The organism is Micromonospora sp. NBC_00860, from assembly GCF_045207375.1.
GTDB classification, from domain to species: Bacteria; Actinomycetota; Actinomycetes; order Mycobacteriales; family Micromonosporaceae; genus Micromonospora; species Micromonospora vinacea.
This window is the reverse complement of the sequence record NZ_CP108825.1, coordinates 3,401,183-3,416,522: the sequence shown is the minus strand read 5'-3', so window position 1 is coordinate 3,416,522 and position 15,340 is coordinate 3,401,183. Positions and strand designations below refer to the sequence as shown.

Sequence of the window (15,340 nt, the reverse complement as noted above, 5' to 3'; positions counted from 1 at the left end):
GGGGGTCTATACGCCAGTTGTACGGCGATTGTACGGGTCACGCCGTACCGTTCTGCTGTCCAGACTGGCCCATCGGGGAGCACCCCCGTGCGCCCTGGATGTGCGGCAACGCACGACGCCCAAGCGGGACCGTTTATCCACACCCCGCGCGCGGCGACCCTCGCCCCAGAGTCGTACTACTGGAGGATCTTGCCTCATGCGTAAATCCATCGTGGCCGCCGCGACGGCGCTGAGCGTTGTCGCGACCGGTCTCGCCGTGGCTGGAGTCGTCGTGCCCGCCGGGCCGGCGGCTGCGGCGCTCAGTGACGTTCCAGCGGACTGTAGCGTCTCCACCGCGGCGTACCGTTCCGATGGGCAGCGTCTCAGCTATGTGTACTCCGACAGGACGACCAGCACCAAGGCCTACGCCAACGACAATCTTAGCTGGGTGCCGTCGGCGCATCAGCAGATCGGTGCCTCTGGTGACGACACCAGCTTCCGCAGCACCGAGTACGCCGCCCATCCGACCGACGGCTGGCTCTACAAGGTGAGCCGCCAGGGCGAGTTGGTCGACGGCACCTGGAGAGTCACGGCGATCACCGCCAGCCGCTTCAAGAACGGGTTCGCCGATACCCGCATCCTTGCATCGGCGTCGCCGTACCTCTACCGCGTGGCGGGCACTTCGCTCTACCGCTACACGGAGACCTACGTGGACGACGTGTTCACGCTCTCCGCGCCGGTGAGGCTGACCACCACCGGCTGGGACGCGGTCAACACACTGACCTACGAGCGCAGCGGCGGAACGGGCAGCGCCGCCGTGGACGTGCTGATCGGTACCAAGGCCAACGGGGAGCTCAAGGAGTGGCGAGTCAACCGGGCCACCCCGACAACGATCACCTCGAAGGTACTGCGGGCGAGCGGTTGGGGGCCCTTCACCAGCCTCAGCACGGGCTACTGTGACGCGCACCCCAACGGCCGGCCGCTGCTCGGGATCACCGCCGCCGGTTCGGCCTCCGTGCACTTCGACGCCCTGAAGACGGACGGAGTCGGCACGGACATCAAGGGTGGCTCCCTCGGCTCGCTCGGCTGGACCGCGAAAGCTTACGGTCAGTAGCGGGAGGACCTCCGTGAGTCCGTCCGAGACTAGCTGTGCTCGGACGGACTCGTCCGAACTCACGACGCCGTGCCGACGATCCTGACCCGGGATTGTCGGCACGGCGCCGTTGTGAGTTCGAGTGAAACGCCGTCCAACACCTTCAGTCCGTGTGCCGCGACACGCTACGTAGCCACGTGTGATCAGCGACCGGAAGGCTGCCCGGACGTTGGCATCGGTCGCGGTGACGCACACCTCGGACGGCGGGCCGAGATCGATGAGGCCGGTGTAGCGGGTGTAGGCGAGAACCCTCGGGCAGCTACGTAGCCGCTGCGTAGCGAGCCGAAGCAACGCCTGATCGTCCGGCCCGGGTGCGACCGCAGGCCCCGGAGCCGCAGTACGGTGCTGACACAACACAAAATAACAAGCCGACAACAGTCCCCACCAGTAGGGCCAGTGTCTGAATACCTCATTCCTGCCCGCTTCAGCGACGCCGAATTGTGTGTCTGGTCAGCGGCTGGCGAGTTCGGCGAAGATCGCCACCAGTTCGGGTCGGTCGAACGGGCCGACGTGGGGTGCCGCGATGCTTCGTACGTCGGTCGGGTTGTCCGGGGTGAGGCGGTCGGCCTCGGTGATGAACCGGTCCTGTAGCGCAGGTGGGATCAGCCGGTCGTGGGTGAAGCGCACGTACGTCCGGGGAATCCGGCCCCACGTGCCCGCTTCGCCGCGGGCGTCGGCCAGGGGGATGCTGGCGGGTTCGTCAGGCTCGAGCGTGTTGAGCAGCCGGCTCACCGCCTCGTCGGTGAAGTCGCCGGCGAGGCACTGCTTGATGCCGTTGAACACCGAAGGGTCGGCCGAGCGCCAGTTGATTCGGGCCACCCCCAGGATCGTCGGATCGGCGACCACTGCCTGGGTCACCAGGGGGAGCAGGCTGTCACTGTTCTCTGGCGTGGCAAGGTAGGCCGCCAAGTTCGGCAGGTCGACGCAGCAGTACGCCGCCATGTAGACGACCCGGTCGAGCAGTTCGGGGATGGCGTTGCCGACTCTACTCACGGTGACGCCGCCCTGGCTGGCGCCGGCCAGGATCACGGGCCCGTGGCGGCGAGCGCGGCGCACCACGTCCACGACGCGCTCGACGTAGTCGTCGATGGTGATCTTGGCGAGGGGCGACGGCTCGGTTGCCAGCCCTTCGAGGTCCTGCGGGGCTTGGTACGAGCGGGGGAAGAACCCTTCAGCCCCGTGTCCCGGAAGGTCGACGGCCACGCACCGGTGCCCCCGCAGGGTGAGTTCGGTGATCAGTCCCGAGCAGAAGTACGACGAGGAGTTGGTGCCGTGTACAAAGACCAGCGTCGGCGGTCGACGATCGCCGGTGGTGTCTTTCGTCGTCATCGAGATTCTCCCTTGTCGTTGTGGAATTGGTGGGGTGGTCAACGGCTCGGTTGGCGCCACATTGGCCATAGGAGTGGGCTGTCCGCCACGTGAACCGGTTCGCCGAGGTCCGCGAAGCCGTGTCGCAGGTAGAGGGCCCGGCTCCGCGGTGAGCTTGCCTCCAGGTACGCGGCGAGCCCGTCGGCGTCCGCTCGCTCCAACCGGTGGCGCAGCATCGCCGAGCCGAGTCCGGCGCCCTGCCGCCCGCCCACCACCCCCATGCACGAGAGGTAGAGGTGCGGTTCGCGACGGGGATGCCGCTCGGCCAGTGCCCGCCCGAGAGTCCGTAACCGCACGCCGTTCCCGCCGAAGATCGAGCTCTGGTCCATGTCGGGCGCGTTCGGATGTTCCTCGTCGGGTGCCTGGCCCGCAGGCAACGCCAGCCATACCGAGGCACCCTCGCCACGACCGATCAGGTATGCCTCGGCGGCGCCCTGATCCAGTAGTTGACCGTAGAAGTACGACTGGAGACGGCCGCGCTCATCCGATGCGGGGAAGAGCCAACAGGCGACCGGATCGTCCGTGAACGCCTCGGTGAGGACGTCCAAAACCGCCTGCCGGTCTGCGACATCCGTCTGCCGCACGAGTGCGTACGGTGTATCTTTCGTCATGCGTACAACGTATCTTCGCTCCGGCAAAACCGGGTCCCTGCCGCCTAGAGAAGCCGAGTAAGTGTACTAGCCAGAGAAAGATTGACCTAGTACATTGCAGTCGGACGACAACGGCACCAGTAGATCGGAGGGCAGTCATGCCTTCGCCGACGCCGCGCCCGGATCCGCCGTACCGGCGCATCGTGGAGGAGCTTCGCGGCCGAATCTTGTCCGGCGACCTGCGGCCGGGGGACCGGCTACCCTCCGTCCGGCAAATCGCGCAGCGGTGGGGCGTCGCGGTAGCGACCGCGACCAGAGCGATGGCGACTCTCCGTGACAGCGGGCTGGTCGAAACGACGGTCGGTTCCGGTACGGTGGTCAGCAACGACGCCCGCCGCAAGCACCCGGTCGGCCCGGCCGCGTCGCAGTGGCCACGGCAGGCCCGCGCGTTCAAGCAGCCACTGGGCCGGATGCACGTCCTGCGCGCCGCCATCGCGATCGCCGACGCCGAGGGACTCGACGCAGTGTCGATGCGACGTCTCGCGGTCGACCTCGGCGTCGGCCCGATGTCGCTCTACCGGCACGTGGCGAACAAGGACGATCTGGTGACGCAGATGGTCGACGAGGTCTTCGGCGAATCCGAACTACCCGACCCAGGACCACCCGGCTGGCGGGCGAAGCTCGAACTCGTCGCCCACCAACAGTGGGAACTGTGCCGGCGACACCTCTGGCTGCCCAGAGCCGTCTCGTTCACCCGTCCGGCGCTTGTGCCCAACATGATGGCGCACACCGAGTGGATCCTGCGCGCGCTCGACGGACTTGGGCTGCCCATGACGACACGGCTCCGCGAGGCGCTCACGCTCCACGGACTGGTCGCCACCGTCGCGCTGTCCATGGCGGCCGAGGTCGAATCGGAGCAGGAGACCGGTGTCACGCTCGACGGGTGGTTGCTGGCACAGCAGAAGCGAGCCAACCAGACGCTCGACAGTGGAAGATTCCCACTGCTGTCGACGATCCCGACCGAGGCGGTGTCGGACCTCAATGGACTGTTCGAGTACGGTCTCGCACGCCATCTCGATGGGTTCGCCACCCTGGTGGAGGATGCTGCCCGAGCGCGGTCATGAGGGCGCGACGGACCGTCGTCTGAGGGGCCCGCTTCCGATGCTGTTGGTCGCCTTCGCGTTCTCGGTCCCGGTCGGGTGGGGTCGGTAGTCTTATCGCCTCGGCCGTCCTGCGGTACTCGGCAGCGAGCGCGAGCAACGGTCCCCCGGCGGTGTCGAGCTTGCGGGCCGAGTCGACCAGGTGTGCCTGGAAGGCGGTGGCGGCCTTGCCCTGCCAATCCTGTTCGGAGCTGAGGGCACCCCACCGTACGTTGTCTGCCATGCCCGCCAAGGCTGCGGCGAGGTTGCCAAACACGTCCGCACAGCCCCGCACCCCGGCCCAGTCACCGGCGACCGGCTTCAGTAGCGATTCGTACGGGTCGTAGGCGCGGTCACAAATGCCCAGCTTGGCGGCGAGCCAGGTGGCGCCCCAGATCACGTCCCGGCTCACTGACGTGGGGCTGGCCGTGTCCCACAGTTGCGGCTCGAACTGGAACGCGTCGTCCTTGTCGTAGTCAGGTACAGCGCGCAGGAGCTGCTGCGGGTCGGTCCGGTCGGCGAACGGCGCCGGTAGGGCGGTGTCCCGGTAGAAGCCCGCGTACTCGGAGCGGTCCAGCGCCCAGTCACGCCGGAAGGCCTGGTCCAATCGCTCAGCGGCCGCAGCGTCGGTCCGTTCGTAGTAGTCGAGCGACTGCCACAACGTTCCGCCGGTGTCGGCCGCCGTGTACTTCGCGACGTCCTCGACAAGGTCTCGAATGGCCAGCATGGCGTTCTCGTGCTTGGCGCTGATCCGGTTGATGAAACCCGGCCCGTACTCCAACACAGTGTTCGAATCGACGTAGGTCAACCCGGCCCGGGCGTCATCCCCGAGCCGGTCGAACAACGGCGGAAGGCCGCGCAGCGCGGCCACATCGACTGCAAAACCCATGGCACAAGCCCCCGTGTACGCCGACCGATGGCCCCCGTCACCGAAACCGGCTCACACATCGTGCTGCAGCCGCCAACTTCTGTGGGGGCGGCGTGTTGGAGGCAAGTGGCCTTGCTCAGGCGGCGTGCTCGGCGACCAGATGCCCGTCGACATAGGCCCTGATCTGCTGCGGCCGGAAGCCGGCGAAGAGAAGCTTGCGTGCCTTCTCGATGAGCACGGAGTGACGTTCCTCCTGGCCGACCACAAACTCGTACCGCTTGACTAACTCGGCCGACAGGACCCGCAGCTCCTGGCGGACGGGCTGGTCGTCTACCAGGATCGACAGGCCTCCCCAGAATTGCTGAACGAGAATGTCACCTCGTGTCGCTCTTGGACACCGACGTCAAAGTTGAACTTCACTAGCCGATTCTGCCGTACGGGTACAGGCGGTGGTAGCCGGTCCTGCGTCGTCCGGTACTGAGCGAAGGCCCGGAATACCCGGTGGAGCCGAATACGGCTCAGGCATACCTCAATGTCGGAACAATCACCCGTGCGCGCGGGGACTCCGCCGTCGGTCGGCCCCGGCGGCAGCCAGCGGCTCGACGAAAAAATGAAGCGTTCGCGCGCCCGAGGCCGCGGCCACTGCTGGATCCGCTCACTCAGCTAGGCCCAGCCGTCAGGCCGACGCCACCCGATCGCCGCACCGACCGGGTGGCGTCGGCAAGGCTGTCGCCGGCCCCGACGAGAACGTGGAGAAGATAGTCGTCAACGCTGGCTCCGATCCCGTAACCGGCGATTTCCAACATCACCCAACCGTGCATCATCGCCCAGACCTGGACGGTCAGATCCCAGTGCGGGCCGGCCCGGAACCGGCCCGCCTCGATGCTTCGGCGGACGTGCACGTCGGCGGCGCCGAGGGTGAGCGAATCGAGTTCGAGATCGCGAGGCTTCAGGCCGAAGTGGGCTTGCGCGACGCCGCCCAGCATGACGGCGTACAGATGGGGGTCGGCCAGTGCGCTGTCTCGGTACGCCCGGGCGAGGCGGGCCAGATCGGTGACCGGATCGTCGGTCGGGCGGACCGCCGCCAGCCGCTCGGCGAGCCGGTCGAGCCCCATCTGCACGATCGCCTCGACCAGGTCGGGGACACCCCCGAAATGGGTGTAGATGGCCATCGTGGAGGTGCCGACCTCGGCCGCCAGCCGGCGCGCCGAGAGCGCGGCCGGGCCGTCCGAGCTGAGCAGGCGGCACCCGACGGTCATCAGCGCCTCCCGTACCTCGGCGGTGGCCGACGGGGCGCCCCGCCCGCGGGCCGGCGTCGTCCGGCGGGCCGGCGTCACCGGCCACTCCGGGCGGTTGCCGGCGACCGGCCGGCCCGCAGGTCCACGACGGTGGCGATCTGCGAGGCGATCGACCGGGCCCAGGCCCGGTAGCCGATCTGCGACGGGTGGAAGCCGTCGGAGGCGAAGAAGTCGGCCAGCGGCACGAGCAGGTCATCGGCCGGCAGGCGGTAGACGTCGGGGTCGCGCCGGGCCAGCAACCGCAGGCGCCGGTTGTACCGCTCGGCCAGCAGGCCCAGCGACCGCCGCAGCGGCGCCGGCAGCCCGATGAACTGCCGGACCGGTGGGAGCTGGATGAACAGGATCGGCACCGAGCGGTCGAGCCGGTGGCGGATCCGGTCGATCAGGGCGAGCAAGTCGCGCTCCCAGAGCCACGGCGGGAGCAGCCGGGTCACGTCGTTGACCCCGATGGACACGACCACCAGGTCGGGGCGCCACTGCGTGCACGGGTCGCTGAGGTGCCGCAGGAAGTAGGTGTCGAGGGTGCGCGCGCGGGCCCCGGTGCGCCCCAGTACCCGCCAGCAGACGCGCCGGCCAGTCAGCCCGGCCACCGCGGTGGCAAGCTGACCGGCCAGGGCGCCGTCCAGGTGGTCGGCTCCGACGCCGGTGACGGCCGAGTCGCCGACGATCACCATCCGGATGACGGGTCCGTCGCCGGAGGCTTCGCCGAGATGGTCGCCGGCGGCGTCGGGCAGTCGGGGCATCTGCCGCAGGAAACGGGGCAACCACCGGTTCGCCGCCATGCCGACCACCTCGTTCGCCGTGCAAATAACATCGTTATGACACAGTGGACCTTAACAGCCAGGGCCGGACCGAGGCAACGGAAGGCCCCTCGCCCGGGTCCGGTGCCGCCAACCCGTGCCGGAAGACGTACACCACGACCTGAGTGCGGTCCCGCAGCCCGAACTTGGTGGCGATGTGGTGGATCTGTGGGCGCACCGTGGTCGCCGAGATGGAGAGCCTGCGCGCGATCTCCGGGTTGGCGACGCCGTCGCACAGCAGGGCGATCACTTCGAGCTCCCGGCGGCTCAGGCTGGCGGCCACCGGCCTTCGGCGCGGCCCGGGCCGGTCGATCCGGACCCCTTCGAGCAGGTAGCGGGTGGGCGGCGGGGACAGGAACGCCTCGCCGGCGGCGACCGCCCGGATCGCCATCGCGATGTGGCCGACCGGGTCGTCCCGGTGGACCACCGCCCGCACTCCGTGGTGGATCGCCTGCAGGGCGCTCGCGTGCTCGGCGCCGGAGCACAGGGCGACGATGTGCGGCTCGGCGGTGCCGTCGCCCGGGCCGTCCGGCCGGTCGTCGAGCGTGCGTTGCATCAGGTCGATCACAATCACCTCGGGCGCGCGCGGGTGCACAGTGGTCACCACGCCGTCGTCGGCGAGGATGGTGTCCGGCTCGTTACGCAGGGCCGCGGCGACGCCGGCGCGGACTATGGACGGGAGTTCTCTCAGAGCAGTTGTATCTCAGCCGGTTTTCCATCCTCCGGCTACTGTGTTGCGCACGATGACACGACAAAGAATCCAGGCGTGTGCCACGTCGTCGGCCCATTTCCGTATGTAATGTAGCTGTGATCGCCGGCCAATTTCAACAACCAATACCTGATCCGGCAGCGACGAATCCGATCCAGGTCGCCCTTCGAGAGTGAGGTCGAGCGCTGACCCATTATTCTCTGACTCCCAGTCTCCAGATAAGCACCACTTCAATTCCACGATCCGCTTCCTGAAGTCCGTGCCATCGTTGCCTAGGTCGCCAAGCGGAATCGCTGTCGGGTGGCAATGCCCCCGAATCGGGCGCTCAGCGCGCCCGTAATCCATCTGCGCATGCACCTTGAACGATGCACTGATTCCGCACGGGAGGTTCGACTCCCCTCGGACCACATTGCCGCATCCATTCTGTGTCTCGCGCCCCTGCGGCCAAGCACACCCGACCACGGGAATTCGCCTTCAGCTGTGCGTGCGTGCAACGCCTTGATGATCAGACCAGTCGTCGGCGATGGTCCATGCTTTCGGGTTGGGCGCTGCAGTTGCAGCCCAACGGTCCGACCGTCCCGCCGTTGACCTGACCCACCAGCGGATCAAACGCCGGCCCCACCTTGTAGAGGGGCGAGGCCATCGTAGGCACTGGTGACGGTCCTGAGGAGCTCGACGTTGCTCGGGTAGGTCGCCGAGAGGAGTTCGCGTATTGCGGGTTCACGGTCATAGTCGTCGGCCAGACGTAAGCCGAGGATGACGTTGGCCATCATGCCGGCGGCGAGGGTCTGACTGGCTTGTTCGGGTGTGAGATCGCCGCGGTTGACGAGCACTCGGTAGACGCGGAGGAAGCCGTCTCTGGCGAGTGGCCCGATCTCCGGATCGGTGCCGGCGGTGAAGGCGTGCGCGAGGCAGAGTTGCAACCCCTGCTCCTTGAACAGTTGAAGGTAGGCGACACCGATACGCGGTGCGAGGTCGCCAGGTGCGTCGTCGTCGATCGTCTGCTCGAACACCTCGACCACTCTGTCGAGCGCGTGCTCGATCGCGGCTCGGATGAGCGCGTCTTTGCTGCCGAACAGGGACACCACGTAGGGCTGGCTCACGGCGGCCTCGCGGGCGATGTCTGCCGTGGTGGTTGCGGCGAAGCCCTTGCTGCCGAAGATCCGGATCGCCGCAGCGAGCACGGAAGCGCGTCGCTGGGACGAGGAGACTCGTTTCTGGCCCATGGTTGACATGTTATCAATCAATCAATAACCTCTGCGATGCGCTGCCGATCGGCCACCTCGGCGGGAGCAACGGCGATCGCGGCGATCGGCTCCAGCCGTGCTTTCTCATGTGCGGTGTCACGTCGCGGATGCTGCGCCACAGCTCGCCGATGGGGCGTGACACTGTGCAGTCCGGCACGATGAGAGGACCGGGTATGGACGTGCTGATGTTCGCCACCGTCGCCGTGCTGGGGTTCACGGCCTGCGCCGAGTTCGGCTCCTATGCTTTTGTGCATCCGGTGGTCAAGCGTCTGGCGCCGCGCGACCACATCCTGGTCGAACAGGGTCTGCTGCGTACCTTCGGGATTGTGATGCCGGTGCTGATGACGGCCTCGCTCGTGCTGGCTATCAGCTACGCGGCCCGCCCTGATGGGACGGGGTTGCCCGAGGTGTTGCGTTGGGTTGCGGCCGCGACCTGGGCCACGGGCATCGTCACGACCGTCGTCGTGAACGTGCCGATCAACCTGTCCACACTGCGCTGGGACAAGGATTTCCCTCCGGAGCGCTGGCAAGAGCGCCGTAACCGCTGGGAGTGGTTTCAGGGATACCGTTCGTGGGCCTATCTCGCGGCCTTCCTGCTCGTCGCTCTCTCGGTCGCCACGGTCGACTGAGAGAGTGTTGGGTTACCCGTTGACCACGTGAAGTGAGTTGACGGGATCCGTTGTGGTGTAAGGGATTACAGAAGCGGATACCGGATCAGGTGCGACCGGCTTGCCGACGGTCAGTCGCGGCCAGTACCCGCTTGGCTTTGGACGCGGTGCCCGTGGGACGAGGTGGCGTGGCCTTCGTGGTCGTCGTCTACCTCGTAATCTTCCGTACCCGGACGGCCTGTCATGAGGCGCCTCATGACACTTCAGGTCAGGAGTTCGCGGGCCAGGGCCTCGGTCCACCAGCGTTCGACTTGATCGGGTTGCCAGCCGCGTTCGTCGGTGAGTGTGGTGTAGACGTCGATGTTGCAGATCGCCGCGTAGATATCGACGGCCGATGGAATGTCCAATCCTTGCCGGAGAACGCCGCCCGGCCACGACGAGAACACCTGGATCCTGGTTTCGTCCCCCCGCTGACGGCCGTCGCGGTAGACGCTCGCCAGCTCGGGCTCGGTGCGGCCCGCCTCGCGTACGAGCGCGATGATGTCACCGGCGCGCTCGAAGAGGCGCCGGTCGTAGCCGGCCATCGCCGCGAGCTGCCGCACCGGATCGTTCTCGGCCCCTTCCAGTTCGGCGAGCGACTGCGATGGATTTGCGGCGATGTCTGCCGCATCGGCCAGGGCTTGGATCAGCCCGGTCTTGTTCCCGTACACCGCGTAGACGGTCGGCACCGAGACCCCCGCCTCCCGTGCCACGTCACGTACCGTGGTCGCCGCCCAGCCCCGGGAGAGGAACAGTCGACGAGCGGCGCTGGCGATCTCACCCCTGGTCTCTGCCGCTTGCGCCGCCCGGCGCAGTGATTCGTACCTCCGCCTACCTGTCTCGGCGGTCAATGGCTTGCCTCCTTCAGTTTTCGGGCCTTATATTGAATATATGTTGCGTAAACTCGGCGTCGGAAGCACCTGGACGTTCTCGCGGATCGCCGGACTGGCCGGACTCGGCTTCGCCATCCTGATCGCCTCCACCAACGCCTTCCTGGTGCCAGCCGGCCTGCCCCACACCGGCGCTGAGACCAACGACGTTGTCCAGTTTTTCACCACCCAACAGAACACCGTCGGCCTCGCGTCAGCACTCGCACCGATCGCCTGGGTGCTGGCCACCCTCTTCGGCGCCGGCGCGGTCTCCGTGCTGTGGCGAACCGACCGCGAGCAAGGCACAGCCTGGTCCCTGGTCGGGTTCGCCGGGGTGATCATGCAGAACATCACCTTCACCGGCGTGATGGCCACCCGGCTCGCGCTCGCGTCAACGACCGCGCAGGACAGCAGCACGATCGCCGGGCTCTGGGCACTACACAACGCGCTGTTCATCTTCAATGGCACCTTCCTGGCACTGGCCATGACCGGCCTGTCCATCAGCGGCCGACGCGCCGGCCTGATCCGCCGCTGGCACAGCGGGATCGGTTTGCTTGCCGCCGCACTCCAGTTCGGCTCGGCCGTGCTGAGCCCTCTGGCCATCGACGACCCCGGTACGGTCGCTCTCCTCGGCCTTGTCGGCTGGCTAATCTGGGTCGTGTGGATCGTCGCCTACGGCATCACCCTGATCCGCCCGACATCCGTTCCCATCCAGGCGATACCGAATAACCGACGCACCGGTCCCGTTGAGTGATTTCGATCAGGCCATCGGCAGGCCGATCTACCCAATGGCCAGCGTCGCCATCCAGCACAGCAGCGCGTCGAACCGCCGAAGAGCGCGCAGGCATAGACATCCCTCATCGCATGAGCGCGCACCGCGTCGGGTCGTGGAGGCGCGTCCGGCTGAGAGGGCTCGTGACAAAGACGGGTGCCGAACGCCTGGCGCGGGACCTAGGTGGGCTGATCTTCAGCTGAGCGGGATGGCGCCGATAAGGCGTATCCCACGTCGGGCATTGGTCCGTGGCGGTCCACCGAGACGAACCCCTTGCCCGGGGTAGGCCAGTCGCGACGGGCGGGCGCACGCTGTTTTCTGGTGACGGCACGTCCCCGATGGCGGGGGAGTGGGGCGCGGTGGGACCCAGCACTGTCATGTCTGCCAGGCCCCCGTTTACCCCCCGAAAACCCCCGTCTGCCGTTGACAATCAGTGACAAGGAGCGACCAGCATTTGATCGTGTCTGTGCAGCTCAACGCCTATTTTTGACAAGCAATGACAAGCCTTGAACGAGGCTCGACATGAGGCTGTCGTGGGTTCGAATCCCTCGTTGTTCTCGAGCGCTGGGCCGTGCTGGTGCTGGCTCGAACAGTTCTAGTTGCCGGGGACGGTCAGCCGCGCATGGTCGGGTAGTGAGGTCAGTACTCGGCGCTGGCCGGTGGCGGGGTCGACGGCGACCAGTTCAGCGGCGTGGGCGGTCCAGCGTTGCAGGAGGATTTCGGTGCCGGCGAGACCGAGGAATTGCTCACCTTGGTCATTCTTGGGCATCACGAGGTCGATCCGGCCGGCTGGTTGGCCGGACCGCAGGTCTACTCCGACCAATGTCCAGGGGGTTACTTCGTCCGTCTGTTCCGCCTGGCCGGTCGGGGTGGGCTCTGGGCGGGTGACCAGAGCCCATACGCTCGGTGGATTGCCTCCGCCGCGGATGATCGGGACGACCGCGTTGCGGATGTCGCCGGGGCCTACCTGCTGGGTGGTGGGGATCGACACCGAGCGGGCGTTGCCGCCGTCGACGTCTTGGATGGCGATGGTGAGCTGGCGGCGCGGCCGGAGGTTCGCGCCGAGGTTGAACTCCGCGGTGGCCAGTTCGCGCCCGTCGAGGAATGCCAGCATTCGACGGGCCGGCATCGCGGGTAACGCCAGCGGGCGCAGCTCCCCGCTGGGCAGGGTGAATGCCGTGTACGTCTCGCTGGTGCCGGTGGTTTGCCCGAGCAGCAGCGCCTGCCCGTCGGTGGACCACTGCCGCAGTTCGTACCCGGGCGGGACGGCCCGATCGGTGGTCCCGGTGAGGTCGCGGATCCACCACTGCCGGTCTCGGCGTTGGGCTAGCCACCGTCCGTCCGGGGAGAGCGCGTGGTTGAACTCGACTGTGGTGACCGTACCGATGGCGAATTGGTCACCGGTGGCGGTCACCAGGTAGATCGGTAGCCGAGGCAGGCCACCGCTTCCGGCGGTGAAGCTGTCGGGATCGTTGATCTGGTAGAGCAGGGCTCCCCGTCCGACGGCCCGGTCGGTGGGTAGGGCGGTCGGGTTGGCTGGTGGCAGCAGTCGGTCGGGTAGCCCGGCGAAGAGTTCCCGGGCCGTATCGGGGGTAGTGACCTCGGCGGATGCCGGTGACGGGGTGGCCGTTGTCCGCCAGACTGCCACTCCGGCGGCCCCGCTGGCCAGTGCCCCGGCCAGCGCGATCGCGAGCCATGCCCGCCGTCGGTGCGGTCGCGGCGGCGTGACGGGTGCAGGTCCCGGTGCCATGGTTTCCATTGTCGTTCCCCCGATCCGGGCGTCCTGCCCGCCGCACAGCTCACGGGAGTTGCACCGGAGGGTCAACGGCCCGGTCAGACCCGACATCCAATCGTGATCTTGGCGGAGTTCGGCCCTTGATGAGCACCTTGCGCAGCCGGGCGGTGAAGCCGGCGGGCCCTGACCGAAGCGAACGTGACTGCGAAGGAGCATCGTCGGTGTGACACCGAGTGCGTCGGCCAGTGCCTAAGTGCTGTGTTCGCAGGGCTTACCGCCAACCCGCCAACAGCCTTCCGGCGGCTGCCGTCAAGGGGCGTGGGCCGTGCAGTCGTCTGGGACCTCGATGCTCCCTGCGGCGTTCGTAGTCGTAGCTGGGTTTGGTAGTAAGCAATACCAATCGCCCTGCCGTCGCTGAGGGCGCGGCGTCGCCAGGTCGTTCTCGACCACGGGCGGTGGTTGGCTGGAGGCACGGTCGATCCACCGGCCGGAGTTTCGGCGAGGGGCGCCGCCACGTCAGTGATGAAGTGGTGTTTGGAGCTTGGTGCGCGGCAGTCGACCGGACTCCGCACCGATCTGGGCCGCATCTGGGCACACGAATTCGGGGCCATCGATCAACGCCCCCGACACGTCATGCCGCTTAGCGGCGGATGGCCGAGGCCGGTGTCACGTTCGTCCGAGAGCCACGGGCCGAGCCCTGTGGCCGGGGTGGCGGCCACCGTTCCACGATCGACCGGACAAGCCCTGGCCGAACGAGAAGCTGGCCCGTCACGCTCAACTTCACGAGTCCACCCGGTGCTCCTCCCGCCTTGGCTACAGACGGAAAGTGGGCCGGGCGGACCGTACGTTCGTGACCTCGGCACCCGGATTTCGGCGCTCAGAAGCCCGGCTTTCGGCCGGTGGATGATCAGCAGCGGAAGGTTCGGTGAATTGGGCCGTCTCGGGTTGCCGCGTGTGGAGCGAGCACCGCAGGGTTGGGGACCGACTGCGGTTCCCCCCAACCACGGAAGTGCATGCCTGTGCGTCTGCTGGCGATCCTCGCCGCCCTTGTTGCCGTGTTCCTCGTCGCCGCTCCGGCGCAGGTGCAGGCGCACGTCCGCGCGACCTCGGTTGCGGTCGACCTGCGCAGCCAGGGCGACGGCGTCACGGCTGTCGTCGACGTGGAGTACGACGTCCTCGCCCGACTGTTGAGCCTCGACGGTGCGCTGAGCCCGGACGCGGTCGGCGTGGACGGCGCGGCCGCCGAGGTGCCGACCGAGGCGCGGCGCAGTGCGCTGGACGCGCACGCGAGCGACGTGGCGACGTACGTCGGCGAGCGGCTGCGGCTGAGCCGCAGCTCGATCGGGTGTACCGCTAAGGACGACGCCCGCGTTGAACTCGCCGACTCCGGTGCGGTGCGGGTCGCGCTCGCCTACGACTGTCCGGCGTCCGGCGCGTTGACCGTCCGCAGCGACATCTTCCGCGTCTCCGACGGCGTTATTGACGACACGACCACGATGGTGGCCTACGACATCGGCGGCCGCCGCGGTGCGGTGTTGCTCGACACCGCCCGCACCAGTGTCACGGTGGGGCACACCGACCTGCTCAGCGAGATCCCGCGGTTCGTCCGGCTTGGGGCGGAGCACCTGCTCTTCGGGCTCGACCACGTGCTGTTCCTGCTGGCGCTGCTGCTGGGCGCGAAGCGGTTGCGCGACGTCGTCGAGGTCGCCACGGCCTTCACGGTCGCACACTCGGTGACCCTGGTGCTGGCCGCGGTCGGCTGGGTCAGCGTGCCCGGGTGGATCGTCGAGCCGCTCATCGCGCTGTCGATCGCGTTCGTCGCGGTCGACAACCTGCTGTCGCCGAGGACGAGCCACCGCCTGCCAGTGGTCTTCGGCTTCGGGCTGCTGCACGGGCTCGGCTTCGCGGGCGCGATCAGCGTTGACGGCCCGCTGTCGGCCTCGACGCTGGCCGACCTGGTCTCCTTCAACGTCGGCATCGAACTCGTCCAGTTGACGATCATCGGGCTCGCCTTCCCGGGACTGCTGTTCCTGCGCAGGGCGGCGACCACGCCGGTCGCCGCTCGCGTCCTCACGCTCGGCACCGTCGCGGCGACCGTCGCTGTCGCTGGTGCCGGTCTGGTCTGGTTCGTCGAACGGTCGCCGATCCTGACCTGACACCCCGTTC

At 67.7% G+C, this 15,340-nt stretch carries 14 protein-coding genes; 5 read left to right on the top strand and 9 right to left on the bottom strand.

Translation table 11 applies throughout. The annotated features are described in order from the left end of the window. Positions 1-196: 196 nt before the first annotated feature. Positions 197-1,093 carry a hypothetical protein gene (locus tag OH804_RS15665; RefSeq protein WP_406066049.1) on the top strand — a complete coding sequence of 299 codons (897 nt, stop codon included), beginning with the start codon at positions 197-199 and terminating at the stop codon, positions 1,091-1,093. Positions 1,094-1,582: 489 nt separating this feature from the next. Here the strand turns inward: OH804_RS15665 and OH804_RS15660 are convergent, their stop codons facing one another. Both OH804_RS15660 and OH804_RS15655 read right to left on the bottom strand, forming a co-directional pair. Further along, complete coding sequence (locus OH804_RS15660) at positions 1,583-2,461, bottom strand: alpha/beta fold hydrolase (RefSeq protein WP_406066047.1); 879 nt, start codon at positions 2,459-2,461, stop codon at positions 1,583-1,585. Between the two features lie 38 nt (positions 2,462-2,499). Continuing rightward, positions 2,500-3,111, bottom strand: coding sequence for an N-acetyltransferase (locus OH804_RS15655; RefSeq protein ID WP_196922411.1), 612 nt, complete (start codon positions 3,109-3,111; stop codon positions 2,500-2,502). Positions 3,112-3,248: 137 nt separating this feature from the next. Here OH804_RS15655 and OH804_RS15650 point away from each other — a divergent pair, with 137 nt between their 5' ends. Beyond that, positions 3,249-4,214 carry a GntR family transcriptional regulator gene (locus OH804_RS15650; protein WP_406066045.1) on the top strand — a complete coding sequence of 322 codons (966 nt, stop codon included), beginning with the start codon at positions 3,249-3,251 and terminating at the stop codon, positions 4,212-4,214. Here OH804_RS15650 and OH804_RS15645 read toward each other — a convergent pair. The 5 genes from OH804_RS15645 to OH804_RS15625 form a co-directional block, all read right to left on the bottom strand. After that, positions 4,129-5,118 (bottom strand): hypothetical protein, encoded by a 990-nt coding sequence (locus OH804_RS15645; protein WP_406066043.1) that lies wholly within the window; start codon positions 5,116-5,118, stop codon positions 4,129-4,131. The two genes, OH804_RS15650 and OH804_RS15645, sit on opposite strands and share 86 nt — an antisense overlap. Before the next feature lie 638 nt (positions 5,119-5,756). Next, a complete protein-coding gene (locus OH804_RS15640) occupies positions 5,757-6,434 on the bottom strand; it encodes a TetR/AcrR family transcriptional regulator (RefSeq protein WP_196922414.1) in 678 nt (225 codons plus the stop codon). Continuing rightward, the gene (locus OH804_RS15635; RefSeq protein WP_196922415.1) at positions 6,431-7,177 is read right to left on the bottom strand and encodes an SGNH/GDSL hydrolase family protein; all 747 of its coding nucleotides are present in this window, start codon (positions 7,175-7,177) and stop codon (positions 6,431-6,433) included. The genes OH804_RS15640 and OH804_RS15635 overlap by 4 nt, the downstream gene beginning before the upstream one ends. Before the next feature lie 34 nt (positions 7,178-7,211). Then, positions 7,212-7,799 carry a response regulator transcription factor gene (locus tag OH804_RS15630; protein ID WP_196922416.1) on the bottom strand — a complete coding sequence of 196 codons (588 nt, stop codon included), beginning with the start codon at positions 7,797-7,799 and terminating at the stop codon, positions 7,212-7,214. A gap of 710 nt (positions 7,800-8,509) precedes the next feature. Next, positions 8,510-9,130, bottom strand: a complete 621-nt coding sequence (locus OH804_RS15625) for a TetR/AcrR family transcriptional regulator (protein ID WP_196922417.1) — start codon at positions 9,128-9,130, stop codon at positions 8,510-8,512. 194 nt (positions 9,131-9,324) lie between these two features. Between OH804_RS15625 and OH804_RS15620 the strand changes: the two genes are divergently transcribed. Then, positions 9,325-9,780, top strand: a complete 456-nt coding sequence (locus OH804_RS15620) for a DUF1772 domain-containing protein (protein WP_196922418.1) — start codon at positions 9,325-9,327, stop codon at positions 9,778-9,780. A gap of 242 nt (positions 9,781-10,022) precedes the next feature. Here the strand turns inward: OH804_RS15620 and OH804_RS15615 are convergent, their stop codons facing one another. Further along, complete coding sequence (locus tag OH804_RS15615) at positions 10,023-10,649, bottom strand: TetR/AcrR family transcriptional regulator (RefSeq protein WP_196922419.1); 627 nt, start codon at positions 10,647-10,649, stop codon at positions 10,023-10,025. 43 nt (positions 10,650-10,692) lie between these two features. On the opposite strand from OH804_RS15615, the gene OH804_RS15610 reads away from it, so the two are divergent. Next, positions 10,693-11,421 carry a hypothetical protein gene (locus OH804_RS15610; protein WP_231392605.1) on the top strand — a complete coding sequence of 243 codons (729 nt, stop codon included), beginning with the start codon at positions 10,693-10,695 and terminating at the stop codon, positions 11,419-11,421. Between the two features lie 613 nt (positions 11,422-12,034). On the opposite strand, the gene OH804_RS15605 is transcribed toward OH804_RS15610, so the two are convergent. Further along, positions 12,035-13,189, bottom strand: a complete 1,155-nt coding sequence (locus OH804_RS15605; RefSeq protein ID WP_406066039.1) for a hypothetical protein — start codon at positions 13,187-13,189, stop codon at positions 12,035-12,037. A gap of 998 nt (positions 13,190-14,187) precedes the next feature. On the opposite strand from OH804_RS15605, the gene OH804_RS15600 reads away from it, so the two are divergent. Further along, on the top strand, positions 14,188-15,330 hold the full coding sequence (locus OH804_RS15600) for a HupE/UreJ family protein (RefSeq protein ID WP_406066037.1): 1,143 nt from the start codon (positions 14,188-14,190) through the stop codon (positions 15,328-15,330). The last annotated feature ends 10 nt before the right edge of the window (positions 15,331-15,340 follow it).